This window comes from Pseudomonas sp. EMN2 (assembly GCF_009650555.1).
GTDB classification, from domain to species: domain Bacteria; phylum Pseudomonadota; class Gammaproteobacteria; order Pseudomonadales; family Pseudomonadaceae; genus Aquipseudomonas; species Aquipseudomonas sichuanensis.
In genome coordinates this window covers 1-24198 of the sequence record NZ_VZZR01000002.1, presented here as the reverse complement: position 1 = coordinate 24198, position 24198 = coordinate 1, and the positions used below count along the sequence as shown (strand labels likewise).

Annotated in this window: 21 protein-coding genes; 7 read left to right on the top strand and 14 right to left on the bottom strand. The window is 64.5% G+C overall.

Annotated features, from left to right (window positions below; translation table 11 throughout):
• Positions 1-11: 11 nt before the first annotated feature.
• The 11 genes from F6X61_RS00195 to yaaA all read right to left on the bottom strand — a co-directional run bounded on the left by F6X61_RS00195 (position 12) and on the right by yaaA (position 15599).
• Positions 12-1172 (bottom strand): alginate O-acetyltransferase, encoded by a 1161-nt coding sequence (locus F6X61_RS00195; RefSeq protein ID WP_153784860.1) that lies wholly within the window; start codon positions 1170-1172, stop codon positions 12-14.
• Between the two features lie 10 nt (positions 1173-1182).
• Positions 1183-2640 carry an MBOAT family protein gene (locus F6X61_RS00190; protein ID WP_153784859.1) on the bottom strand — a complete coding sequence of 486 codons (1458 nt, stop codon included), beginning with the start codon at positions 2638-2640 and terminating at the stop codon, positions 1183-1185.
• A 175-nt stretch (positions 2641-2815) separates the two neighbouring features.
• Positions 2816-3919 (bottom strand): mannuronate-specific alginate lyase, encoded by a 1104-nt coding sequence (locus F6X61_RS00185; protein WP_153784858.1) that lies wholly within the window; start codon positions 3917-3919, stop codon positions 2816-2818.
• A 7-nt stretch (positions 3920-3926) separates the two neighbouring features.
• Positions 3927-5372, bottom strand: coding sequence for an alginate O-acetyltransferase (locus F6X61_RS00180; RefSeq protein ID WP_153784857.1), 1446 nt, complete (start codon positions 5370-5372; stop codon positions 3927-3929).
• Between the two features lie 13 nt (positions 5373-5385).
• On the bottom strand, positions 5386-6942 hold the full coding sequence (algG, locus tag F6X61_RS00175) for a mannuronan 5-epimerase AlgG (protein WP_153784856.1): 1557 nt from the start codon (positions 6940-6942) through the stop codon (positions 5386-5388).
• A 19-nt stretch (positions 6943-6961) separates the two neighbouring features.
• Positions 6962-8440 (bottom strand): alginate export family protein, encoded by a 1479-nt coding sequence (locus F6X61_RS00170; protein WP_153784855.1) that lies wholly within the window; start codon positions 8438-8440, stop codon positions 6962-6964.
• Entirely contained in the window at positions 8437-9930 is a 1494-nt protein-coding gene (gene algK / locus F6X61_RS00165) for an alginate biosynthesis TPR repeat lipoprotein AlgK (protein ID WP_256671255.1), read from the bottom strand. Before algK ends, F6X61_RS00170 begins: the two co-directional genes overlap by 4 nt.
• Before the next feature lie 12 nt (positions 9931-9942).
• Positions 9943-11109 (bottom strand): alginate biosynthesis protein Alg44, encoded by a 1167-nt coding sequence (locus F6X61_RS00160; protein WP_153784853.1) that lies wholly within the window; start codon positions 11107-11109, stop codon positions 9943-9945.
• A gap of 36 nt (positions 11110-11145) precedes the next feature.
• Positions 11146-12627: a glycosyltransferase family 2 protein gene (locus tag F6X61_RS00155; protein ID WP_178125726.1), complete on the bottom strand. Its 1482-nt coding sequence runs from the start codon at positions 12625-12627 to the stop codon at positions 11146-11148.
• Positions 12628-12698: 71 nt separating this feature from the next.
• On the bottom strand, positions 12699-14015 hold the full coding sequence (locus F6X61_RS00150) for a nucleotide sugar dehydrogenase (RefSeq protein ID WP_153784851.1): 1317 nt from the start codon (positions 14013-14015) through the stop codon (positions 12699-12701).
• Positions 14016-14819: 804 nt separating this feature from the next.
• On the bottom strand, positions 14820-15599 hold the full coding sequence (yaaA, locus tag F6X61_RS00145) for a peroxide stress protein YaaA (protein WP_153784850.1): 780 nt from the start codon (positions 15597-15599) through the stop codon (positions 14820-14822).
• 149 nt (positions 15600-15748) lie between these two features.
• Between yaaA and F6X61_RS00140 the strand changes: the two genes are divergently transcribed.
• The 7 genes from F6X61_RS00140 to F6X61_RS00110 all read left to right on the top strand — a co-directional run bounded on the left by F6X61_RS00140 (position 15749) and on the right by F6X61_RS00110 (position 20857).
• On the top strand, positions 15749-16867 hold the full coding sequence (locus F6X61_RS00140; RefSeq protein WP_153784913.1) for a polysaccharide deacetylase family protein: 1119 nt from the start codon (positions 15749-15751) through the stop codon (positions 16865-16867).
• Positions 16868-16913: 46 nt separating this feature from the next.
• A complete protein-coding gene (locus F6X61_RS00135) occupies positions 16914-17135 on the top strand; it encodes a hypothetical protein (RefSeq protein WP_153784849.1) in 222 nt (73 codons plus the stop codon).
• 96 nt (positions 17136-17231) lie between these two features.
• Complete coding sequence (locus F6X61_RS00130) at positions 17232-18626, top strand: PhoH family protein (protein ID WP_153784848.1); 1395 nt, start codon at positions 17232-17234, stop codon at positions 18624-18626.
• Between the two features lie 123 nt (positions 18627-18749).
• Positions 18750-19220 carry a cyclic pyranopterin monophosphate synthase MoaC gene (moaC, locus tag F6X61_RS00125; protein ID WP_153784847.1) on the top strand — a complete coding sequence of 157 codons (471 nt, stop codon included), beginning with the start codon at positions 18750-18752 and terminating at the stop codon, positions 19218-19220.
• Positions 19220-19465, top strand: a complete 246-nt coding sequence (moaD, locus tag F6X61_RS00120; protein ID WP_153784846.1) for a molybdopterin converting factor subunit 1 — start codon at positions 19220-19222, stop codon at positions 19463-19465. The genes moaC and moaD overlap by 1 nt, the downstream gene beginning before the upstream one ends.
• Before the next feature lie 2 nt (positions 19466-19467).
• A complete protein-coding gene (moaE, locus tag F6X61_RS00115) occupies positions 19468-19914 on the top strand; it encodes a molybdopterin synthase catalytic subunit MoaE (protein WP_153784845.1) in 447 nt (148 codons plus the stop codon).
• Positions 19915-20080: 166 nt separating this feature from the next.
• Positions 20081-20857: an ABC transporter substrate-binding protein gene (locus F6X61_RS00110; RefSeq protein WP_153784844.1), complete on the top strand. Its 777-nt coding sequence runs from the start codon at positions 20081-20083 to the stop codon at positions 20855-20857.
• A 29-nt stretch (positions 20858-20886) separates the two neighbouring features.
• Here the strand turns inward: F6X61_RS00110 and F6X61_RS00105 are convergent, their stop codons facing one another.
• From F6X61_RS00105 to rhlB, 3 genes are all read right to left on the bottom strand, one after another.
• On the bottom strand, positions 20887-21513 hold the full coding sequence (locus F6X61_RS00105; RefSeq protein WP_153784843.1) for a transcriptional regulator: 627 nt from the start codon (positions 21511-21513) through the stop codon (positions 20887-20889).
• Positions 21514-21602: 89 nt separating this feature from the next.
• On the bottom strand, positions 21603-22553 hold the full coding sequence (locus tag F6X61_RS00100; RefSeq protein ID WP_153784842.1) for an ornithine cyclodeaminase family protein: 951 nt from the start codon (positions 22551-22553) through the stop codon (positions 21603-21605).
• Between the two features lie 219 nt (positions 22554-22772).
• On the bottom strand, positions 22773-24198 hold a 1426-nt coding region (gene rhlB, locus F6X61_RS00095; protein ID WP_153784841.1), incomplete at its 5' end, for an ATP-dependent RNA helicase RhlB.

Genomic DNA, 24198 nt, shown 5'->3' with positions numbered 1-24198 from the left:
CCTCTCTATCTTCAGTGGTCCGTCCGGTTGGACGACAGGGCCAGGTTTTCTTCGGATTTGCGGGAGTTCTTCAGCTGCGCGATCCACTGCGGATCGAAGGCGCTGAGGTCGTTCTTCATTGGCAGATATCGTTCCGGGAATTCCCACACCACAACCTGTGGCGGGGCGTTCTTGAAGGCGTCGCTTTGCAGGTACTTGAGCATCGGCAGCAGCGGGCCGTGGCCGTCTTCGGCGTAGTTGGCGACGTCGCTGCGCAGGGCCTGCTGCAGGGCGCCGAGGAAGTTCCAGTGCGGGTTGGCGCTGTAGCTGGTGCCTACCAGCGCCACCGGGATGCGGCTGTCGTCGAACAGTGCGTCGTCGCCGCTTTCGCCTTCGGCCGGCACCGGATGGGTCTTGCGTTGCTGCAGGGTGTCCGGGGTGGGCAGCAGGTTGCTGAACAGCGGGTCCAGCGGCAGGAAGTTGGTCAGGTCGCCCTTGTACGGCGCGCTGGCGCCGGCCTCGGTGATGTACGCCTGGGGTTCGCCGGTGAGCAGGCCCTGGCGGTTGACGGCTTCGGCCAAGGATTGCGCGACCACCTCGGCGCCCAGCGGCGTCCAGTGGGTGTCGGTGCGCAGGAACACCTGGCCACGGGCCTTGGCTTGCTCCAGCGGGGCCAGCAGGTCGGGGGCGAATACATTTGCCTGGCGCACCTGGGCGTGGAACTGGTTGAACAGGTCTTCGTGCAGGCTGGCCGGCGCCTCTTTGCCGAGGTACTCGGAGTAGAGGCGGGCCTTGGCCGGGACGATCGCCAGCACCAGTTGCACGCCCTGGCGCTGCAGGCTGTCGCGGATGCCGCGCACCAGCGCCAGGTTGTCCTGCATCTGCTGTTGCGCGCCGACGGTGGGCTTGAACTCTTCGTCGCTGAACAGCCATTGGTCGCGGCCCAGCACCACGCCGGGGCGGCCTTCGTTGAACAGCTTGAAGTCCAGCGCGGCCCACAGGTTGGTGCCCAGGCGCTTGATCGGGAACTGCTCGTCGTAGTGGGTTTCGGCGGCCTTGGCCAGCTTGCCGTCGAGCAGGCTCATCTGCCCGGTGCGGGTGAAGCTGTCCAGGCCACCGACCGACCAGGCGCCCAGCCCGACCAGCAGCCCCATGAACGACAGCGAGTAGGTGATGCGAAGTGTCCGGTTCATGTGTCGGGCCTCAGAACTGGAAGTACAGGAAGGGTGAGTAGCTCTGCGCCGAGAGCTTGAGCACCGAGGCGATGAACAGCAGCAGCACCAGGGCGCGGGTCATGATCCGCGTCCAGTCCAGGCCGACCGAGCCATCGGCGTTGACCTGCACCACGGCCGCTTTCGGTGCTGGAGTGGCGTTGCGGTAGAAGTCGCGCAGGCCGAAGAACGCCAGGCTCAGGTAGGCCACGATTAGGGTCGCGACTTGCAGGCCGGTGAGGTTGGCGCGGTTGAGTTCCGACAGCTGCCAGTCGCCGAAGCTGAACATGGCGCCGTACATGCGTGCGGCCACGTGCAGGTTTTCGGCGCGGAAGATCACCCAGCCGACCACCACCAGCAGGAAGGTGAAGGCCCATTTCACCGGGTTGAAGCGCTGCGGGTTGGTGTCCAGGCCCAGCGCACGCTCGATGGCCAGCCACATACCGTGCCAGGCGCCCCAGATGATGTAGGTGAAGTTGGCGCCGTGCCACAGCCCGCCCAGCAGCATGGTCAGGAACAGGTTGCGATAGGTGTTGAAAGTGCCTTTGCGGTTACCGCCCAGGGTGATGTACAGGTAGTCGCGCAGCCAGGTCGACAGGCTGATGTGCCAACGGCGCCAGAACTCGGTGATCGACTGGCTGATGTACGGCTGCTTGAAGTTCTCCATGAAGCGAAAGCCCATCATCAGGCCCAGGCCGATGGCCATGTCGCTGTAGCCGCTGAAGTCGAAGTACAGCTGCGCGGTGTAGGCCAGCGCACCGAGCCAGGCATCGCCGGTGGTGGGGTTCTGCAGGGCGAAGCAGTGGTCGGCGACCACCGCCAGGGTGTCGGCGATGAACACTTTCTTGATGAAGCCCTGCATGAAGCGGGTGCAGCCTTCGGAGAACTTGTCGAGGGTGTGGGTGCGGTTGTTGAACTGGTCGACCAGGTCCTTGAAACGCAGTACGGGGCCGGCGATCAGGTGCGGGAAGATCGCCACGAACGCCGCGAAGTCGATCAGGTTGCGGGTGGCCGGGGTGTCGCCGCGGTACACGTCGATGATGTAGCTGATCGACTCGAAGATGTAGAACGAGATGCCGATCGGCAGCAGCACGTGGGTCAGGATGAACGGCTCCAGGCCCATCGAGGTCATGATCGCGTTGAGGCTGTCCACCCCGAAGTTGGCGTACTTGAAGTAGCCGAGGATGCACAGGTCGACGCCCACGCCCAGCAGCAGCCAGCGCTGGGCGGGCTTGGTGCGCACGCCGGCGGCGCCCACCTTGAGGCCGATCCAGTAGTTCCACAGGGTCACGCCGGCGAACAGGGCGAGGAAGTCCACCCGCCACCAGGCGTAGAAGATGTAGCTGGCAACCAGCAGCAGCAGGTTGCGATAGCGGTTCCCGCTCACGTAGTACAAGCCGAGGAAGACCGGCAGGAACAGGAACAGGAACACGTTGGACGAGAAGACCATCCCGGTTCTCCTAGTTATGCACAGCACCTGGGGCACAGCGCCCCCCAAACCCCCCACGAAAAAAGTGGGAGATCACCATGGCGTGGGAGCGGGCTTGCCCCGCGATGGCGTCGGCAGGGCCAACACCTTTGCCCATTCGGGCCTCATCGCGGGGCAAGCCCGCTCCCACAACGACTTACTTTTTCTGTTCGGCCTGCGGGTCGTAGACCCGCGTCACATCACCGCCCAGCCTGAAGCTGTTGAACGGCTGCATGCCGTGCTTGCGCTTTAGGGTGGCGGCGTCGCAGCGGTACAGCTGGCACCAGGGTTCGAGCCAGGCGTACTTGCTGTCGATCTTCAGGTCGCCCATGTCCTGCTTCTCGCCGTTGCGGGCCTTGAACGCGCTGGGGTCTTTCGAGCCGTTCAGCACTTTCTCGCCGAGGCGGCGCAGGGCGTTGTCGTTCTCGCCGCGCACATCCACGCCATTGGCCTGGGCGAAGCTGGCAATCATCGCCAGCGGCGGCAGGGCGTAGTTGTGGTAGGCCAGGGCGCGCTGCTTGCGCTTGAGCTCGTTGGGCAAAAAGCCCTGGGCATCGACCTGGTTGGCGCCGACCCGGTATTCCTTCACCGCCCAGTCGAACAGGTCGCGCCGGTCGGTGGCCACGGCGGTGGCCATCACCGACCAGGCCGCCCAGTAGCTGTGGTTGTTGATCTTCTCCAGCGGCAGGTCGCTCCAGTCGCGCACGGTTTGCGAGGCCAGGCGGCCCAGCCATTTTTCGATGGCTTCGGCCTCGGCCTGGTGCGCGGCCAGCGGCTGCGAGTTGGAGAACTTCAGGCGCAGCCACGAACCGCTCATGCTGCCCAGCGCCCATTTGCGCATGGACTTGCCGGTGTGGTTGTAGTCGGTGGACATCAATGCGTCGGCGCGGGCCCAGCTGCCGAGCCAGTCCAGGGCGCAGTCGAGCTGGGCCGGGCGGCCGTCGCGCATGTACTGGCCGATCATCTTGCTCACGCCTTTCTCGAGGGTGGTGATGTCCTTGGTCGAGTCACGGAAGGCTTTCTCCGAGGCGACATTGAGCGTCGCGCGGGCCTTGTCGGAGCCCTCGTACTTGCTGCGAAACTGCAGCGAACCGGTGTAGGGCCTGGGCGCCGCCTCGCAGCGGAAGTTGCCGTCGCCGGTCTTGAGCTTCTCGATGCCCTCGTAGTACCCCTGGGGCGGTACCAGCGCGGCCTGCGCCGCACCGCCGAACAGGGCGAGGGCGAGCAGGGCGGGTGCAGTCTTGTGGCTGATGGATGTCATGGTCGCCTCACTGGCCAGCTTGCGCGGTGTGCTGCGCGGGGCTGGCAAAGTTGTTGCGTTTGCACAGTTTCGCTTCGACTTTCTGGGTGCCGCTTTCCGGCCCCTGGACTTCCAGGGCCAGCAGGTTCTGGCCCGCCCAGTCTTCGTCCTCGCGCATCTGGAAGACGAAGCGGCCGTCGGTGTCGGAGGTCGTGGGCTTCTCGATCTTGATGTCCTCGTGGCGGCCGTTGAGGTACCACAGGGTGGCCTGCAGCACTTTCACCGAGCTGTCCTCGAACTTGATGTCGAGCTGGTGGTTGCGGTTGACCAGGTCCTTGATCACGCCGTTCTTGCCGTTGACCATCAGCTCGTTCTTGCCGGGCTTGAGGGTGGCGCTGGCGCTCATCTGCGCAGGGCGGCCGTCGCAGCCGTCGTCGAGCAGGCCGAGGATCTGCCGCCAGATGGTTTCCTGGTCCAGGCGGTACAGCGGGGAGAATTCCCAGATCAGGATCTTCGGTGGGTGGTTCTGGAATTCCTCGCTGCCCAGGTACTGGATCATCGAGCCTTCCAGGCCACCGCCGGGGAAGGCGACGTTGAGCACGTCGGCGCCGATGTACTGCTCCAGGAAGCCCGAGAAGTTGTAGTTCTTGCCGCTGTGGCTGGTGCCCACCAGGGTGATCTGCGCGTTGCCCGAGTCACCGAACAGGTCGTCGCCGCCGCTGGCGCCGCCCTTGGGCTCGGTGGCGAACTGGTCCATGTACTGCACCGCGTAGCTGGTGCCGCAGAGCTGGCCGGCGACGTTGTGCAGGGTGCCGGTCTTGCCCATGCGCCCGGACTTCTTGGTCTCGAACTCCTTGCGCGGGATGCCTTCGAAGGCCGGCATGTGGTGCACGGTGTCGGCCACGATCTTGGCGGCGCGCTCGGCACCGTAAGGCGTCCAGTGCTGGTCGCCACGGAAGTAGAAGTCCTTGCCCTGGTCGGCGGCGGCCAGTTGTTCGTTGGTCAGCGGCGACAGGTCGGGCACGTTGTAGCCCATCTTGCTGAAGCGGGCGAGCATGGCCTGGTAGTTGTGCAGGGCCTTCTGGTAATTGAACGCGGCCTTCTCTTCGGGCTTGAGCATGTTGCGGTTCACCAGGCCACGGGTGGGCTGGTACACCACCACAAGCTCCACGCCGCGCTTCTTGAATGCGTCGTGCACTTGCTGCAGGCGCTTGTAGCCGCCGGGGGTGGTGTCGAACTCGGTGCGCAGGTCTTCACGGGTACGGAACAGCCAGTCGCCCTGGGCTTGCACCAGGGTGGTGAAGTTCTGCTGGTAGCGCGTGGTGTAGCGGCTGGCGTCATGGGCCTCGGGGCACAGCTGGCAGCAGGGTTCGGCGCTGAAGGTCGGCGCCTTGACGTCCTCGGCGCGCACGCCCTGGCTGATGGCCAGGAGGGCGGCGGACAGGCCGAGCAGTTTGATCAGGTGTGGGGTCATGGTCTGGGCTTCCTTAATCGATCATTTCGGTCTGGCGTTCGACCGGGTCGATCAGCACGGCCTTCTGCTGGCGCACCAGCAGGTCGAGGATTTCGTCCTGGCGCTCGCCCAGCACACCGTTGAAGCTGATGCCGTTGGCCTTGCGCGGCATCAGCATCGACACCTTGTACAGCTCCACCGACAGCGGCGAGTCGATCGACAAGGGGCCGGAGCCATTGGCCGCCAGCTCGCCACCGACCACGATCAGTGACACCTTGGTGTCGAACGGGTCGAGGGCGATGTCGCGGTCGGTGTCGGAGAGGTCCTTGATGTGCCCGTATACGCCCACCAGGCCATTGGCCATGGCGACGTTCTCGTACAGGCGGATGTTCACGCTGTTGCGCACGCGGATGCCGTGGCGGCGGTTGTTGATCAGCTTGTTGCCCCAGATCAGGTTGTCGCCGCTCTCGTACAAGGTGATGCCGTCGGTGTGGTTGCGGTAGATCTCGTTGTAGGCGATCAGGTTGTTGACGCTGTTACGGTCGATCACCACGCCCGAGAGCTTGTTGTCGTAGCTCTTGTTGTTGATGATCCAGCTGTCGTTGACCTCGCGGGAGACGATGATCCCGTGCTTCTTCTTGGTGCCGTACACCGTGTTGCCGGCGATGATCAGGCGGTGCGAGCGGTCGTGAGGGTCGATGCCGTAGACGATGTTGTCGCGGTAGGTGCTGTCCTTGACCACGAAGTCGCTGGTCTCGTAGCAGTAGAAGCCGTACCACATGTCGCTGAACTCGGAGCCGATGATCCAGCCGGTGGGTTCCGGGCGGCCCATCTGCTTGGCCATGTTCGGCGTGTACTGCGAGATGCTCACACCATAGGACTTGGACTTGGCGTAGCCGAAGCTGGCCATCTTGCTGTTGACGATGTAGGTCTCGGTGCCGCCCCAGCTGAGCAGGAACGGGCGGAATTCATCGGGCTTGCGGAAGGTTGCCGGGCCATTGGCCTGTTCACGCCAGCCGGTCACCCGGGTGTCGCTGACGAACAGCTTGCCGTCATTGACGATGAACGCGCCGCCCTCTTCGGACAGGCGCAGCTCCTTCACCTTGCCGTCGATCTCCAGCACGCCCTTGCGCCCGACCACGATCGGCAGGCGCGCCAGGTACACACCAGGCGCGGTTTCGCGCAGGTACTGGTCGGGTACCTTCTTGCTCAGCTCCACCAGGTCGACATGGCCGTCGTCGACGAAGATCGCCTGGGGGATGCCGTGCTGGCGGCGCACCCATTCGGCGCCCTTGTTGTCGCCGCCGATGAACTCCTTGAGGGTGTCTTCCTGGAGCATGCGGCGCACGCTGACCTTGCCCTTGTGCGCGCGGTCGATCTTCTTCTGCACGGCGGCGGCGGTGTAGCCGGACAGGTCGGGCAGCTTGGGCGGGTCCATCAGCAGCGGCTCGATCGGCGCGCTGGCGACGGTGTAGGTCTTGGCCTGTTGCAGCCCCTTGGCCATTTCCGGCTCGGCGGCCTGGGCCAGGCCTGCGGCCAGCAGCAGGGCGCTGGCCAGCAGGCTATGGCGAAGGTTCGGGTGCAGGTTCATGTCAAATCCTCTCCCGGCCTCAGAAGCGCCAGATCACGTCGACGAAGGCGCGGTGCATGTACGAGTCGGCCTCTTTGCCGTAGGCGTCGCCCGGCTTGAACACACCGGCGCGCAGGCGCACCAGCGCCGAAGGCTCGTCGATCGACTGGCTGAGCGAGGCCGGCAGCAGGCCTTGCTTGAAGTACTTGGTCACGACCACGTCCATTTCCTGGCCGAGGTCTTTCTCGCCGTTGACCAGCGGGCGGTTCACGCCGCCGTCGTCGACTGTCGCGTTGATGCCGCTGGAGCCGATGTTCTGCTTGCCGTCGACACGCCAGAACTTGTGGTAGATGAGGCTGGCGTCGTAGTCGTCGCGCAGCTGCCAGGAGGTAAACAGGGTGGCCGCCTGCAGGTTGCCCAGCTCGCCGCGGAAGGCTTCGCCGAAGCGGTGCACGCGCGAGCGGGTGCCGGTGAAGTTGGAGCGGTTGCTCTCAAGGCCGGTCTGCTCGAAGTTGTTCGAACCGTCGCTGCCACCACCGCCGCTGCCTCGGGCGTAGGCCGCGCCGACCTGCCAGTTGGGGTCCAGGCGCAGGCGGATGCCAAGGTCGGTGGCCCAGGCGTTGACGTCGCCGCTCTGCTTGCCGGTGGCGACCTGGTCGTTGCCCACGGCCTGGCTGCTGAGGGTGTCGCGGTCGCCGGTCAGCCAGGTGACGCTGCCCCAGTAGTTGACGGTGTGGTCGTTGCGCCAGTTGTAGGCGTCGCTGTTGGCTTCCAGGCCCAGCCAGGTGAGATCGCCGGTGCGGGTCTTGTCGAGGGCGTCGACGCTTTCGCCGGGGCTCTTCAGGCTGCCGCTGTCGTGGGTGTGGTGGGCGCGCACGCCGACCCAATGGCCGGGCGTCCACTGGGTGGCGACGTTGCCGAAGATGTGCGTGCGGTCCTTGTCTTGCGGGGCCAGCTCGGTGAGGTCGGTGCGGTATTCGCTGAAGCGCTGGGCCACGCCCAGGTCGGCTTTGAGCAGGGTGGTGTCGAAGGTCCAGTTCAGTGCTTCGATGTTGGTGTCGCGCCACATGCCGTCGTCGCTGCGCAGGCGCTGGCGGCCCAGGCGCAGTTGCTCGCCGGGGTAGGCGGTGAGGCCGCTGTAGCCGACCCAGAATTCGCGCATGGCCAGGTAGCTCTTGTCCGGCTTGCGGCTGTCATCGCCATTGTCGGTGGTGCTGCCGTCGTCGTTCTGGCGCAGGGTGTCGGTTTCGATGATGTCGGTGGCGGTGACCGCCTGGCCCATGGCGAAGGCGCTCCAGTTGCCACGCTCGCCGTACACCCAGGGGCGCAGGTCAAGGCCCAGGCCGTTGACGTCGCCGCCGGAGCGGGTGCCCAGGTCGCGGTCGTCCTCGGATTGGCCGGTGATCTTCACATCCAGGCCGAAGTTCTTCTGTGCGGTTTCGGCGGCCAGGGTCGGCATCGACCACAACAGGGCGAAGCTCAGGCCGATGCCGGCTTTCACGAAGGGGTTGAGCGTCATAGCGAATCCTCGGCGTCTACGGCTGTTTCGTCGTCTTGCAGGGCCTCGATGGCCAGGGTGCTGTTACCGCCCTGGAACAGGCTGCTGCGCGCCTGTTTTTCCTGCGCCAGCAGTTGCTGGGCCTGGCTGCGCTGTTCGGGCGTGAGCTGCTGGTCGAGCTGCTGCAACAGCTCGCTCGACTGCGGCGTGGGGTTGACCTGCGACAGTTGGGCGAACACCCAGGCATTGGTGGGCGCGGGGCGGATGCCATGGCCTTCGCTGAACAGCTGGGCGAGGGCGTAGTCGGCGCTGTTCTGCCCGCCACGGGCGGCGCTGAGCAGGTGGTCGACGGCTTTCTGCGGCTCGACGGTGCCCAGGTAGCCACGGCGGTAGAGCTGGCCGAGGTAGTAGTCGGCGCTGACTTCACCGGCGTCGGCGGCGGCCTGCAGGTGCTGCTCGGCCTTGGCGGCATCGGCCGGCACGGTCTTGCCTTCGTAGTAGAGGCGGCCCAGCAGCAGTTCGGCGCGCGGCTGTTCAGCTTCGCGGCCCTTGTCGATGTAGGCCAGCAGTTGGTCGGTGTCGCCCAGTTCGGGGAAGTCGTAGAGCAGTTGCGCCAGGCTCACCCAGGACGCCGGGTTGGCCGGGGCGACTTGCTCGAGCAGGGCCTTGGCGGTCTTCTCGTCGGTCTGGCCCAGGCTGCGGTCGGCCAGCACGCGGGCGACGCTGTCGACCCGGGTGGCCGGCACCGCGCCACGGGCGTAGGCGGCCTTGAGCTGGTCGAGCAGGGCGGCCTGCTGGTCGGGCTGGGCGCGTTTCTGGTAGACGGTGGCCAGTTCGACGTAGCAGATGTCGGTGCTGGTCAGCGCGGCCTTGCAGATTTTCTCCACGTCGCCCAGGTGCTGGTCGTAGCTGCCCTGGGTGCGGTACAGCAGCACCTGGGCCAGGCCCGCTTCGGGGTTGCCGGCGGCGCGCCACTGGTCGATCTGCTGCTGGGCGTTGACCTTGGGGAAGCTCTGCGGGTACTGCAGGTAGAGCATCGCCAGCGGGATCAGGGTGTTGCCTTCGCCTTGCAGCGAGGCCTGCTTGAGCAGGCGCTCGGCCTCCTCGCGCTCGGCCTGGGTGCTGTCGGGCTTGGCTACCAGCAGGCGGCCAAGGCGGGCCTGGGCGCGGGGCGAGGTGGCGGCTGCGGCGCGGTAGGTGGCCTCGGCCTGCTTGAGCTTGGCCGGCTCGCGGGTGGCCACCTGGATATCGGCCAGGCCCACTTGCGCGTCGCTGTAGCCGAGGTCGGCCAGGGCCTTGTAGTTGCGCTCGGCGGTGGCGGTGTCGCCGCGCTTGAGGGCTTCGTTGGCCAGGCGCTGGTCGGGCAGGCCGGCGCAGCCGGCCAGGGTGATGGCCAGGGCCAGGGTGCACCAGGTGTAGGGGCGAGCGCTGTGCGCTCGATCGCGGGGCAAGCCCGCTCCCACGGGGTGAGGCGCGGTCCCTGTAGGAGAAAAACCATTCAAAGGTTTCATCGTCCGATCCTCTTACAGCCCGCGGGCCACGGCCTTGTCGATCAGCCAGTTCAGCGACGGGCCACGGTCGCTGTTGACCGCGGCCGGGCGGCCGGCGAGCTCGGCCGGCAGGCCGTCGTCGGGCTTGATCTGCACGCGGATATCGGAGGCCAGGTTGTCGGTGTCCAGGCTGCTGCTGCCGACGATGCGGCCGCTGCGCACCTCGTCTTCGCCGGCGATCTGGAAGTTGACCCGGGTGCCTGGCTTCACTTCGTCGAACTGGCGGTAGCTGAAGCGCGCTTCGACCATCGGGTTGCTGGTCCGCGGGATCAGCGCGAACACCGGCTGGCCCTTGCTGGCGTACTGGCCGTCATCCACCAGCTGGCGCGACACCACGCAGTCGCACGGGCTGGTGAGGGTGCCGGAAAGCTGCTTGCCGAACAGCTCCTCGACCTTGGCCGGCTCCAGTTGCGAATCGTCCAGGTGGCCCTTGAGCAGATCGAGCATGCTGGTGTTGAAGGTCGCCAGCGGTGCGCCCTTGGCCACCGGGGTGCCGTTTTCGACCAGGCTCTGCACGCTGCCGTCACGGGGCATGGTGACGGTGGTGGTGGGCACCGCGACCACGCCGGCTTCGGCATGGCTGACGAAGTACAGGCCGTACAGCGACTTGGCGACGAAACCGAAGGCCACCAGGCCGACCACGAACACGCCGGCGGTGACGGTGACCGCCTTCAGGCGGCCGAAGGCGGACAGGCCGGAGCCTGCGTTACTCTGCTTGCGCGCCTTGGTGAAATTGTCGCGTTGCAGGGTGCTGAGCACGTCGCCGACGCTGATCAGCTCGCCGGACAGGTGGCTGGTGATGATGTGGCGCAGGGTGGCGATGTCGCGCGGTTCCAGGTTCTGGAACTCGGTGCCGGTGCGGCCCGTGTCGCGGCTGCTGGTGCGCACCAGCAGCTCGACGTCCATCGACAGCCCCAGGTTGTCGACCACGAACTGCAGGCGCCCGCGCAGCACTTCGCCTTCGGCGAGCGGTTTCTTGGCGTGGAAGGACAGACCCCCGGCGGAAAGATCGTCCACCTTCACATCGTGCGGCTCGCGGTTGCCGTCCAGGTAGCGCAGCTTGGCGGGGATGCGTACCCGGGCGTGCTGGCGCTGCGCTTCGGACTCATGCACGACATTGACGTTCACGGCGGTATTCATGGCGATTTCGTTCCTGTTATCCGATCCGGGTTGGGCTCACACGACCATGAACAGCACGGCGACGAAGATGCTCGCGGCCGAGAAGGTCATGGTCCGCGAGGACCAGGTGTTGAACCATTGTTGAAAGCTGGCGAGGTCGCGCTTGAGGGCAGTGGGCTGGCGGGTCCAGGACTGCCTGTCGAGGCGGAAGAACACGTAGATCTTCATCACCGCGCCGACGATCTGGTTGTAATAGAGAATCAGCGGGTAGGCGGGGCCGACGTTGTGGCCCGAGCACAGCAGCATGATGGTGAGGATCAGGCGGGTGATGCCGATCCACAGCAGGTACACCAGCAGGAACTGCAGGCCGAACTTGAAGCTGGCGATCACCGCCACGGTCAGGCCCAGCAGGCTGGTCCACATCGACACGCGCTGGTCGAACAGCACGATGCTGGTGAACAGCCCCAGGCGCTTGAGGCCCAGGCCCAGGGCGCGGGAGTTCTGCCGCAGGTTGTTGCCGTACCAGCGGTACATCAGCTTGCGGCTGGCCTTGACGAAGCTCTTCTCCGGCGGGTGTTCGACCGTGTTGATCGCCGCGTCCGGCACGTAGAAGGTGTCGTAGCCCAGGCGCATCAGGCTGAACCAGCTCGACTTGTCGTCGCCGGTGAGGAACTTGAAGCGGCCCAGGCGCCAGTGCATCAGCGAGTCGCTTTCCACATCGGCGATGAACTCGGGGTCGGTCACTACGCTTGCGCGGAACATCGACATGCGCCCGGTCATGGTCAGCACGCGTTTGCTCAGGGCCATCGAGCACATGTTGATGTGGCGCTGGGCGAAGCGCAGCTTGTGCCACTCGCTCATGATGTAGCCGCCGCGCACTTCACAGAATTCGTTGGTGGTCAGGCCGCCGACGTTGGGGTAGAGCTTGAACCAGGGCACGGTCTTGCGGACCACGCCCTCGCCGAGCACGGTGTCGCCGTCGATCACCGCCACCACGGCGTGGTCGTCGGGCAGCATCCGCGAGATGGCGCGAAAACCGTAGGCCAGGCCGTCGCGCTTGCCGGTACCGGCGATGCGCACGATGTCCAGGGTGACGTGGTCGGGCGGGTTGTACTTGGCCCACAGGCTCTTCACCAGCAGCTCGTCGGACTTTTCCACCAGCGAGCAGACCACGGTGGTGGGGAAGCCGCAGTCGATCGCCTCGCGGATCACCGAGCTGTACACCTGGGCGGTGGTCAGGGCGTCGATGCGAAAGCTGGTGACCATCAGGTACACGTGCGACGGGTCGGCCGCCGTGCCCAGCTTCTGCACCTTGCGGCGCAGGTAGGGGTAGACGATGTACAGGAAGATCATGCCGCGGATGAAATGGGTGGCGCCCATGGAGTAACGCCAGATGCCGACAGCACCGACCAGGAAGATGAAGTGCTTCGACTGCGAATCGAAGATATCGCTGGGCAGGGCCAGGGCGATCAGCATGAGCAGGCTCATGTAGAGCAGCCAGCCGGCGCACTGCAACAGCACTGTCTGGAACCTTTGCATGTTCGGCATCCGTCGAGAATTCGGGGGTGGACGGGCGGCGCGCTGGGGAGGGACGCGCCGCCCGGCCGGGGTTACCAGCAGATACCTTCGGTACGGCTGGTGGTGCAGGTCGGCTTGCTCATGAAACCGACCAGGTCGATCACTTGCTTGCCTTCCGGCGCTTGCTGGGCGAGGGCGCGGAACTGCTCGTCACGGTTGCCCAAAACGATGATCTCGGCGTCGTTGACCACCTGCTCGAAGTTGGCGTTGAGCAGCGAGGAAACGTGGGGGATCTTCGACTCGATGTACTCCTTGTTGGCGCCATGCACCCGGGCGTACTCGACGTTCTGGTCGTAGATGTCGAGCTGGTAGCCCTTGCCGATCAGGCGTTCGGCAAGTTCCACCAGCGGGCTTTCGCGCAGGTCGTCGGTACCGGCCTTGAAGCTCAGGCCGAGCAGGGCGACCTTGCGCTTGTCATGGCTTTCGATGATGTCGAAGGCGTTCTGTACCTGGGATTCGTTGCTGCGCATCAGCGAGTCGAGCAGCGGTGCCTTCACATCCAGGCTGGCGGCGCGGTAGGTGAGGGCGCGCACGTCCTTGGGCAGGCACGAGCCGCCGAAGGCGAAGCCCGGACGCATGTAGTACTGGGACAGGTTGAGCACCTTGTCCTGGCAGACCACGTCCATCACCTCGCGGCCATCGACGCCCACGGCCTTGGCGATGTTGCCGATCTCGTTGGCGAAGGTCACCTTGGTGGCGTGCCACACGTTGCAGGTGTACTTGATCATCTCGGCCACTTCGATCGGCTTGCGGATGACCGGGGCGTCGAGTTCTTCGTACAGCGCCTGCAGCACGTCGCCGCTGGCGCTGTCCAGTTCGCCGATGACGGTCATCGGTGGCTGGTCGTAGTCCTTGATCGCGGTGCTTTCACGCAGGAACTCGGGGTTGACCGCGACGCCGAAGTCGACGCCGGCCTTCTTGCCCGAGCAGTCTTCGAGGATCGGGATCACCACGTTCTTGACGGTGCCCGGCAGCACGGTGCTGCGTACCACGATGGTGTGGCGGCGGCTGGTATCGCGCAGTACGTAGCCGATTTCGCGGCACACCGACTCGATGTATTCCAGGCCCAGGTCGCCGTTTTTCTTGCTTGGGGTACCGACGCAGATCATCGACACGTCGCTGGCACGGATGGCTTCGGCGAAATCGGTGGTGCCACGCAGGCGGCCATTGGCCACGCCCTGTTGCAGCAGTGCTTCCAGGCCCGGCTCGACGATGGGCGACTTGCCCCGGTTGATCAGGTCGATCTTGGTGCTGGACACGTCCACACCAATCACTTCATGGCCGCGTGCCGACAGGCAACCGGCACAGACTGCACCCACATAACCCAAACCAAAGATGCTGATACGCATCGCATTCACCTCGTGTGTTTGTCACGCCGGCCCTTGTTCGAAAGAGCCAGCCGGGTTGATTGACCAGCAGTTTTCGGGCGCACGGCTCCCTGGCGAATTGACACTTCACCGTGCGCAGGCATGAATAAATCCGGAGCGCAGAAAGTTATGCACTCAACGTTGGCAAGCTAAGGCCAGTATTAATAAGGCGTGCCCTGAAATGCAGCCGTCTTTATTGCAGTTCGCCGTATGCGCACTGCTGTGCTTGTTTTTTCAAGTGGATAAATCCTTTGAAATCAACCACTAGGACGTATGTTAGGGGCGCTTGTCTCCTGCATGGATAATGGCTTTTGGCACTTCCTGTACCGCCTTTGAAGTTTGTTTGGTTGTGCCCGATAGCGGCACTTTGTCATCTGTAAGTCATCTCTCACGCTGCGGCGCTTGAAACTTGTTACGGGTGCTATGAGCCGTGCGGCGCGGTAGAAGTTCCTGGCCGGGTTCAGCGCGGATGAAAGATTTCTAAATATTTTTTCAGTGGCAAATACTTTCACTTTGATGGCACGCGCTAGTTTCACCCCCGGTTATAAAGGGCGAAAACGAAGCGGGATGGTTATATGCCAGCATTCGAAAAATATTTTCAAAATTCGTCAAAAAATTACGAACGGTCTTATGGCGTTTTGCGATAAAGGTAGGAGTGGTGGTTTTTTGGCGTCTGAAAAATGGCTTTTCAGGGCGTGCCCCGTTGCAGGGCTGCCAATGCAATCGCGGGGCAAGCCCGCTCCCACGTGGTTTGTGGGAGCGGGCTTGCCCCGCGATGAACAACAATCAGCCTTCGGCGTGATCGCGCAGGAACACCAGGTGATCGGGCTTGGACTGCTCGGCGCTGTAGTAGTAGCCCTGCACATCGAAGCGCTTGAGCTGCTCGGGGTCGTTGATGCGCTGCTCGATCACGAAGCGGCTCATCATCCCGCGGGCCTTCTTGGCGTAGAAGCTGATGATCTTGTACTGGCCGTTCTTCAGGTCCTTGAAGTCGACGTTGATCACCCGCGCCTTCAAGGCGCTCTTCTTCACCGCGCTGAAGTACTCGTTGCTGGCCAGGTTGAGCAGCACGTCGTCGCCCTGCTCGGCCAAGGCCTGGTTCAGCCACTCGCTGATGCGCGTGCCCCAGAAGGCATACAGGTCCTTGCCGCGGGCATTGGCCAGCTTGGTGCCCATTTCCAGGCGGTAGGGCTGCATCAGGTCCAGCGGGCGCAGCAGGCCGTACAGGCCGGAAAGCATGCGCAGGTGGTCCTGGGCATAGCTGAAGTCGTCTTCGGTCAGGCTTTCGGCGTCCAGGCCGGTGTACACGTCACCCTTGAAGGCCAGCAGCGCCTGCTTGGCGTTGGCAGGGCTGAAGGCCGGGGTCCAGCTGCCGAAGCGCGCGGCGTTGAGGCCGGCGAGCTTGTCGGAGAGGTGCATCAGTTCGCTGATCTGTGCCGGCGACAGTTCGCGCAATTGCACGATCAGTTCCTGGGAGTCGTCCAGGTACTGGGGCAAGGTGTGGCGCTGGGTTACCGGCGGGGTGTCGTAGTCGAGGGTCTTGGCGGGGGAAATCACCGTCAGCATCGGGTCGGCTCCTGGAATCAATGGGCGGATTCTACGGGGCCGACGGGGCAACGCCAAACTATGGCGACGATAGCCAGGGCACATGGCCACGGAGTTTCGCCGGGCGTCGCGCTATAGTGCGCGGCATGCCTTCATGGAGACCGTTCATCGTGCGTATCGCTTTTGCCTTGTTGGCCGGGCTGCTTAGCCTGGGCGTACAGGCTGCCCCTGCGGATTTCGTCAGCTTCGAGCGCAGCCTGTGGCCCGAAAAGCTCGACAGCCCGGCGTTGTTCGACGTGGCCTCGCGCGCCGAGATTCTTTCGTTTGCCCGGGTACTGCACGAGAGCGAAATGCTCGATGAGCAGGCGCTGGCGGCGCGCCTGGGCCTGCGCCAGGTCAACTTGCCGGTGATCCGTGCGCTGCGGGCGCGCATGTGGCAGCGGCTGTGGACCAATTACCAGCAGGCGCAGCAGAGTTGCGAGCAGGATGCGTCGTTTTGCTATCCGCTGGAGTCGATGGCTGATTTGCGCATGAAGTCGGCCACGTTCGCAGCAGAAGTCGGCAAGTTCTATGCTGCCTGGATCGAGCCCAGCCACCAGTTCCACTCCCGCTACCTGGACGAGCTGCTGCGCAAGGCGGCGGTGTTCCCGCAGACCTCCAGCGAGGTGGAAAAGCTGTCCGCGCGCGAGCGCAACGGCGATGAACTCAACGACCGCATGTTCCTCCTGAGCTTCGTCGGCGGCCCCGGCCCTGTGGGCGGCAACACCGATGGCCTGGCCGACTATCTGCGTCGGCAGAAGCTCGACGGCATCTTCTTCGTGCTGGGCAATCGGCTGCAGCAGCGTCGTGACAGCGGGGCGCTGGCCGGGCTGTATGCAGGCCAGTGCGTGGGCATCCAGGGCTGGGAGTACCGCTCCCATGCCCAGTGGCAGGGCTGGCAGGATTCGCTGCGGCGCAGCCAGGCGCGGGTTCAGGCGGACCTGCCAGCGCAATATGTGCCATTGTTCCGCCCGCCCTACGGGCAGCGGCGCGGGGATGGCGAGGCGTTCATGGCCGGCCAGCAGTTGCGGGTGTCGTTGTGGGATATCGATGCACAGGATGATGGGCCGTTGACCGCCGAGGCTTCGGCGCAGCGGGTGATGACCCTGATGCTGTTGTGGCGCAAGGGGGTGATCCAGTTCCGCGACTACCTGCCCAAGGCGCAGCCGGCGCTGGAGTGGTTGTTGCAGCATACGGCGCAGAGCGGGATTGGCTGGGAGGGGTGTCGGGAGTATGGGGTGAAGGAATAGGTTTGGCTGTTGATTGGGTGTTGGCGGCTATGTGTAGGGCGCTGCAATGTCTGAACTGATCACCAAAAAACCAGCAAAAACACCGCATCTGATCTCTGAGCGTAGTCCCACCCACCCCTCGCGCCAAGCCCTGTTCGTCAATCGGAAAAATAAACTTCATCTGTGCGTAAAAAGACTTTTTACCGTCATGGTTTTTGCGGTATCAAGGAACCAGACAGCCGAATCCTGCAGCACAGGTGGCGTCATCCACGCCAGCCTTGCCAGGTGAAATCCCCGCCCGTAACAACGCGGATACGGGGAAAACGGCAGTCACTTTGCGGCGCAGCCGTATGCGCCGTGTGGCTTTCACATAAGGTGACCGAGTATGGATGACCAAGGACGCAACCCTTCCTCCAACCAGCCAATCCTGTATGTGCTCGATACCAACGTCCTGATTCACGACCCTAACGCCCTGCTCAACTTCGAGGAGCACCACGTCGCCCTGCCGATGACGGTGCTGGAGGAACTCGACAAGCTCAAGACCGGTAAACACACCATCGCCGCCGAATGTCGCCAGGCCATCCGCCTGATCGACCAGACCCTGGGCGACGCCTCGCCCAGCGATGTCGAGCAGGGTGTCCCGATCCAGCGCGGCAAGAGCGGGCCCAAGGGCTTCCTGTCCATCCTCATGAGCACGCGCAACGAGCCGAACCGCCTGCTCCCCGAAAACCTTGCCGACAACATCATCATCAACCAGTTGCTGGACCTGCGCGCCAAGCGCCCGGACCTGGACGTGGTGCTGGTCACCAAAGACATCAACATGCGCCTGAAGGCGCGCGCCTGCGGGATTGCCGCCGAGGACTACAGCACCGACCAGTTGGTCGACGACGTGTCCCTGCTGTCCAAGGGCTACCACTCGGTCACCGGCTCCTTCTGGGACCGGGTCAGCAAGGTCGACACCCGTCAGGAGCGTGGCCGCACCTGGCATCGGGTACAGATGATCGACAACCTGCCGGCCGTGCACATCAACGAGTTCATCATCGATGAGCAGGGCTTCGTCGGTTGGGTCAAGGGCATCCGCGACAGCGAACTGCTGCTGCTCGACCTGCACCAGGAGCCGCTGCTGCACCAGGAGGCCTGGGGCCTGAAACCGCGCGACATCCACCAGAGCCTGGCGCTGTTCGCCTTGCTCGACCCGGATATCCACCTGGTCAACCTGACCGGCGCCGCCGGCTCCGGCAAGACCATCCTGGCACTGGCCGCGGCCATCGAGCAGACCATGGTCAGCAAGCGTTACCGGCGCATCATCGCCACCCGCAGCGTGCAGGGGCTGGACCAGGAGATCGGCTTCCTGCCGGGCACCGAGGCGGAAAAGATGGAACCGTGGCTGGGCGCCATCACCGACAACCTCGAAGCCTTGCACATGGATGACGAGAGCACCCACGGCAGCGTCGAATACATCCTCGAAAGGGTCCCGCTGCAGTTCAAGTCGATGAACTACATCCGCGGGCGCAGCTTCCAGCAGAGCCTGATCCTGATCGACGAGTGCCAGAACCTCACCCCGCACCAGATGAAAACCATCATCACCCGTGCCGGTGCAGGTTCGAAGGTGGTCTGCCTGGGCAACCTGGCGCAGATCGACACCCCCTACCTGTCGGCCACCAGTTCCGGGCTGACCTACCTGACCGAACGCTTCAAGGACTTCCCCCACGGCGTGCACATCACCCTGCAAGGTGTGCCGCGCTCGGTACTGGCCGAGTACGCCGAGTCGCATCTGTAACACTTCGCGGGGCCGGCCCACTCCCAGGTTTTCATGTGTGGGAGTGGGCCGGCCCCGCGATGCCCTCTGCTCAAAGCTGACCCACGGGTTTACACTCTGCTTTCCCTTCACAGGAGCAGAGCTGTGCTGACTCATCTTGATTCCCAGGGGCGCGCCAACATGGTCGACGTCACTGAAAAAGCCGTGACCGCACGCGAGGCGCTGGCCGAGGCGCGGGTGCGCATGTTGCCGGCCACCTTGCGCATGATCGTCGATGGCGAACACCCCAAGGGTGACGTATTCGCCGTGGCGCGTATCGCCGGCATCCAGGCGGCGAAGAAGACCAGTGACCTGATCCCGCTGTGCCACCCGTTGATGCTCACCAGCGTCAAGGTCGAGCTGGCCGCCGAGGGCGAGGACGTGGTGCACATCGTCGCGCGCTGCAAGCTGGCCGGGCAGACCGGGGTCGAGATGGAAGCGCTGACCGCGGCCAGTGTCGCCGCGCTGACCATCTACGACATGTGCAAGGCGGTGGATAAAGGCATGGTCATCGAGCAGGTGCGCCTGCTGGAGAAGCTCGGCGGCAAGAGCGGCCACTACAAGGTGGAGGGGTGATGAAGGTCAAGGTCATGTATTTCGCCCGCTATCGCGAATTGCTCGGCGTCGATGCCGAGCGGGTGGAGGGCAGCTTCAAGGTGCTGGACGATGTGCGCCAGGCTTTGGTGGCCAAGGGTGGGCAGTACGCCGTGCTGGCCGAACAGAACCTGATGTGCGCGCGCAACGAAGAACTGTGCAGGCTCGATGAGCCGCTGGAGGAGGGCGACGAAGTCGCGTTCTTCCCGCCGGTGACCGGAGGCTGAGCATGGCCGTACGTGTGCAGGAGGCGGCGTTCGACCCGGGGTTCGAGGTCAACGCCATGCACGCCGCCAACGTCGGCGTGGGTGCGGTGGTCGGCTTTGTCGGCTACGTGCGCGATTTCAACGATGGCCAGGACGTGGCGGGGATGTTCCTCGAACACTACCCGGGCATGACCGAGAAGGCCCTGGCCAAGATCGTGGTCGAGGCCGAGGGGCGCTGGCCGCTGCTCAAGGTCGAGGTGTTGCACCGCATCGGGGCCCTGGAGCCGGGCGAACCTATCGTGTTCGTCGGGGTGGCCAGCGCACACCGCCAGGCGGCATTCGACGCCTGCAACTTCATCATGGATTACCTCAAGACCCGGGCGCCGTTCTGGAAGAAAGAACAGACCGGCGACGGCCCGCGCTGGGTCGAGGGCAAGCAGAGCGATGAGGATGCTGCCCGGCGCTGGTGAGTCAGCTTTTTCGGGGCGTGCATTTCGTCTCGGAGGTGGTTGAGTTTCAAGACACAAAAGTCCAGTATGGAATCATAAGTACAAAATGATTCCATACGGCCTTGCGGCCTTTGTCTTTACCTCTGTCTTGCACCACAACCTCCAATAATGAGCGAGCGAGATTCCGATGAAGAAAATCACCCTGATCAGTGGTCTGGCCCTGGGCCTGTTGGCCAGCAGCAACCTGTTCGCCGCCAATTCCGAGCTGCGAATCGGCATCGAAGCGGCCTACCCGCCGTTTGCCTCGAAGAACGACAAGGGCGAAATCGTCGGATTCGACTATGACATCGGCAATGCCTTGTGCGCGCAGCTCAAGGTCAAGTGCGTGTGGACCGAGGTCGAGTTCGACGGGTTGATCCCGTCGCTGAAGGTGAAGAAGATCGACGCCGCCCTGTCGTCGATGACCATCACCGACGAGCGCAAGAAGTCCGTGGATTTCACCCACAAGTACTACTTCACCTCGTCACGGCTGGTGATGAAGAAGGGCGCGGCGGTCGATGACCAGTACCAGAGCCTGGTCGGCAAGACCATCGGTGTGCAGCGCGCCACCACCACCGACCGCTACGCCACCGAAGTGCTCGAGCCCAAGGGCGTCAAGGTCAAGCGCTACAGCAACAACGAAGAGATCTACATGGACCTGGCATCGGGGCGTGTGGATGCGATCTTCGCCGACACCATTCCGCTGGATGACTTCCTGTCAATGCCGCGCGGCGCCGACTACGCCTTCGTCGGCCCGGAGCTGAAGGACCCGAAATACGTCGGCGAAGGGGCCGGCATTGCCGTGCGCAAGGGCAACGGCGAGTTGGTCAGCCAGCTTAATGGCGCCATCGACGCACTGCGCGCCAGTGGCGAATACCAGAAGATCCAGGGCAAGTACTTCAAGTCGGACATCTACGGCGACTGAGCCGCCCCGCGCTCAAGGCCTGAGCCTGCTCAGGCCTTGAGTTCCTTCAGGTGCTTGTACACCGTCGCCCGTCCCATCCCCAGCACGTTGGCCACGTAGTTGGCCGCACTCTTGCCTTTGAACGCGCCCTCGGCATGCAGGGCCAGCACCAGCTCGCGCTTGTGGTCGCGGTTGAGCACGCTCAGGCTCAGCTGGTGCTCGCGCAGCCAGCCATTGAGGAAGGTGTTGATGCGTTCCTGCCAGTCGTCGCGAAACAGCGCATCGGGCTGGGGGATCAGCCGGCTCGGCGAGAGGAACAGGTCCAGCGCCGCCCGGGCGTTTTCGAACAGCGAGATGTTCAGGTTGATGCACAGCACCGCCACGGGCTTGCCTGCACCGTCGCGTAGCACGGTGCTCAGCGAACGGATCTTCTGCCCGTCCCAGTTGAGCTTCTCGTAGGGGCCGATGTTGGTTTCGTCGGTGCCGGGCTCAAGCAGGTCTTCCAGGGCGGCATCGTCGCCGATCTCGCGTTTGGACAGGTTGTTGGCGATGTAGTCGACCTTCTGGCTGCGCAGGTCGTGCAGCACCACTTCGGCATGGGGGAAGAACAGGGTGGCGATCGCGTCGGCGATGGCCCGGTAGTTGTCCAGGGCCGGGTCGGGGCAAGGTGAAGGCATCGTGGCAGGCTCCATGCGGTATCAGCGCCCTTGTGCCTAGGGCGCTGGGAGTGTGCCGCAATCACGGCGGCGCGTCATCCGGGCCGGCCTCAGCTGGCCTGCTGCAGGCGATACAGGGCATTGGCCAAGGCGATGTCTTCCAGGCCAAGGCCGATGGAGCGGAAGAAGGCGTGGCGCTGGTAGCTCGGCACGGGCGCTTGGCCGCTGAGCAGTTGCGCCAAGTCGCCGATGATCGCCTCGGGCCGCCAGGCGGTCTGCTCGGCGGCGATCAGCATTTCGCCGGCACTGCCTGGGGTGGTTACCCGGTAATCGCAGTACACATCCATGTGTTGCAGGCTGGCCGGTGGTACTTCATGGGCGCGCACGGCATTGGTGCTGATCGAGGTGATCAGGGCTGGCTTGCTCAGTTGGCTGGGGTCGATCACCGGGCCTGCCGAGGAGGTGCACAGCATGATCACGTCGGCATCGATCAGCGCCTGCTCCAGGCTGTCGGCCAGTTGCAGGCGATGGTCGAGGTCGGTCAGCTGCTGGCGTTGCGCGGCGCTCTGCTGGACGAGGCTCGGCGAGAACAGGCGGATGTCCTGCCATTGGCGCAGGCCACGCACATAGTGCAGGTGGGCACGGGCAATGGCGCCGCTGCCGATCACGGTCAGGCGCCGGGCCTGGGGCGAGGCCAGGGCGTCGACGGCCACGGCGGTGGTGGCGGCGGTGCGCGCGGTGGTCAGTTCGCCGGCGTCGCAGAGCAGCAGCGGCTGGCCGCTGTCCATCGACATCAGCAGGGTCCAGGCCGTCACCAGTGGGCCCTGTTCGCGGACGATATAGGGCGAAGTCTTGATTCCGTAGACGCGTTCCTCGGCCAGCACCCCGCCATAGTTGATGAAGTCGCCGCGCCCGGCGGGGAACTCCACCAGTTGCTGAGGGGGCTGCACCGCTTCGCCTGCGGCCAGGTCGCGGAACAGCTTGCGCAGGATCTGCGGCACGTCCAGCTTGCCGAGCAGGTGGCGGGCGTGTTGTTGATCGATGACGAGGGGCGTGGGCATGGACGGCTCCAGATAAACATTTTAGTCCATTATGGACTTTTTGTTCTATGGAGCAATATCGCGGGTACAGACGGCAAGGTCAAGCAAAGCAATTGGGGCCGCCCTGCGGCCCTTCGCGGGGCAAGCCCGCTCCCACAGGTACGGCATTGCGTGATTCCTGTGGGGGCGGGCTTGCCCCGCGAAGGGCTGCAGAACAGCCCCAATAAGTGTGGCAGTGCCTCAGTGCCCTTTGCGCGGCACCGGCTTGAGCAGTTCGTCCGGGGGCATCTCGCACTTGATCTTGCGCCCCAGCAGTTCCTCGATCGCCGGCAACTGGTAGGAGTCGTCCTCACCAGCGAAGCTGATCGACACACCCTCGGCACCCGCGCGGCCGGTACGGCCAATGCGATGCACGTAGTCGTCCGGGTCTTCCGGCAGGGTGAAGTTGATCACATGGCTGATGCCGTCGATGTGGATGCCACGGCCGGCCACATCGGTGGCCACCAGCACGGTGATGCGCCCTTCGCGGAAGTTTTCCAGGGTGCGGATGCGCTTGTGCTGCGGCACATCGCCGGAAAGCTGGGCGGCGTTGATGCCGTCGCGCACCAGTTTTTCCTCGATGCGCCGCACTTCGTCCTTGCGGTTGGCGAACACCATCACCCGTTCCCACTTGTTCTGCGTTACCAGGTTGTACAGCAGCTTGTACTTGTCGCTGCCGGCCACGGCGTAGACGTGCTGCTCGACGGTTTCGCTGGCGACGTTCTCCGGCTCGATCTCGACGATGGCCGGGTTGGTGGTCCACTGCTTGGCCAGGTTCATCACGTCGTCGGTGAAGGTGGCGGAGAACAGCAGGGTCTGGCGCTCGCTCTTCGGTGGGGTCTGGCGGATGATCTGCCGCACCTGGGGGATGAAGCCCATGTCGAGCATGCGGTCGGCTTCGTCCAGGACCATCACCTCGACCATGTCCAGGTGCACCTCGCCGCGCTGCTGGAAGTCCAGCAGGCGGCCCGGCGTGGCCACCAGGATGTCGCAGTGGCGGGCTTCGAGGGCCTTGAGCTGCTTGTCGAAGTCCATGCCGCCGACGAAGCTCATCACGTTCAGGCCGCTGTACTTGGTCAGGGCCACGGCATCCTTGGCGATCTGCACCACCAGCTCGCGGGTCGGGGCGATGATCAGCGCGCGTGGTTCGCCCATGTAGCGTTCCTTGGGCGGCGGGGTCTGCTGCAGCTGCGAGATGATCGAGATCAGGAACGCGGCGGTCTTGCCGGTGCCGGTCTGGGCCCGGCCAATGGCGTCCTGGCCACGCAGGGTGTAGCCCAGCACGCCGGCCTGGATCGGCGTGCAATACGGGAACCCGAGGTCGTGGATGGCATGCATCAGCTCGTTGGAGAGCTTGAAGTCGTGGAAGCGGGTCTTGCCCTCTTGCGGCTCGACCACGAAGTCTTCGGGCTTCCACAGGCTGGCCTGGGGTTTGGGCTTGCGCTCGCGACGCGGCTTTGGCGTGGCGGGCTGCTGCGCGCGGACGGGCTCGCTGGCCGGCTTGTCGGCGGCGGCCGGCGCGGCTTGGGGCTTGGCGCTGGCGCGCGGCGCAGCCTGTTCGGGGGCCGGTTGCGGAGCCGGCGCGGGCGGGGTCACGGCGACGGGCTCGGCGGCTGGCGGCGCGGCG

Excerpts from the sequence above, each read along its gene's own strand:
- F6X61_RS00195 (WP_153784860.1), bottom strand. The coding sequence starts at position 1,172 with ATGAACCGGACACTTCGCATCACCTACTCGCTGTCGTTCATGGGGCTG.
- F6X61_RS00180 (WP_153784857.1), bottom strand. The coding sequence starts at position 5,372 with ATGACCCCACACCTGATCAAACTGCTCGGCCTGTCCGCCGCCCTCCTG.
- F6X61_RS00155 (WP_178125726.1), bottom strand. The coding sequence starts at position 12,627 with ATGCAAAGGTTCCAGACAGTGCTGTTGCAGTGCGCCGGCTGGCTGCTC.
- yaaA (WP_153784850.1), bottom strand. The coding sequence starts at position 15,599 with ATGCTGACGGTGATTTCCCCCGCCAAGACCCTCGACTACGACACCCCG.
- algK (WP_256671255.1), bottom strand. The coding sequence starts at position 9,930 with ATGAAACCTTTGAATGGTTTTTCTCCTACAGGGACCGCGCCTCACCCC.
- moaD (WP_153784846.1), top strand. The coding sequence starts at position 19,220 with ATGAAGGTCAAGGTCATGTATTTCGCCCGCTATCGCGAATTGCTCGGC.
- F6X61_RS00105 (WP_153784843.1), bottom strand. The coding sequence starts at position 21,513 with ATGCCTTCACCTTGCCCCGACCCGGCCCTGGACAACTACCGGGCCATC.
- F6X61_RS00185 (WP_153784858.1), bottom strand. The coding sequence starts at position 3,919 with ATGACATCCATCAGCCACAAGACTGCACCCGCCCTGCTCGCCCTCGCC.
- F6X61_RS00150 (WP_153784851.1), bottom strand. The coding sequence starts at position 14,015 with ATGCGTATCAGCATCTTTGGTTTGGGTTATGTGGGTGCAGTCTGTGCC.
- F6X61_RS00190 (WP_153784859.1), bottom strand. The coding sequence starts at position 2,640 with ATGGTCTTCTCGTCCAACGTGTTCCTGTTCCTGTTCCTGCCGGTCTTC.
- F6X61_RS00110 (WP_153784844.1), top strand. The coding sequence starts at position 20,081 with ATGAAGAAAATCACCCTGATCAGTGGTCTGGCCCTGGGCCTGTTGGCC.
- F6X61_RS00170 (WP_153784855.1), bottom strand. The coding sequence starts at position 8,440 with ATGACGCTCAACCCCTTCGTGAAAGCCGGCATCGGCCTGAGCTTCGCC.
- moaE (WP_153784845.1), top strand. The coding sequence starts at position 19,468 with ATGGCCGTACGTGTGCAGGAGGCGGCGTTCGACCCGGGGTTCGAGGTC.
- F6X61_RS00130 (WP_153784848.1), top strand. The coding sequence starts at position 17,232 with ATGGATGACCAAGGACGCAACCCTTCCTCCAACCAGCCAATCCTGTAT.
- algG (WP_153784856.1), bottom strand. The coding sequence starts at position 6,942 with ATGAACCTGCACCCGAACCTTCGCCATAGCCTGCTGGCCAGCGCCCTG.
- F6X61_RS00135 (WP_153784849.1), top strand. The coding sequence starts at position 16,914 with ATGTCTGAACTGATCACCAAAAAACCAGCAAAAACACCGCATCTGATC.
- F6X61_RS00100 (WP_153784842.1), bottom strand. The coding sequence starts at position 22,553 with ATGCCCACGCCCCTCGTCATCGATCAACAACACGCCCGCCACCTGCTC.
- F6X61_RS00160 (WP_153784853.1), bottom strand. The coding sequence starts at position 11,109 with ATGAATACCGCCGTGAACGTCAATGTCGTGCATGAGTCCGAAGCGCAG.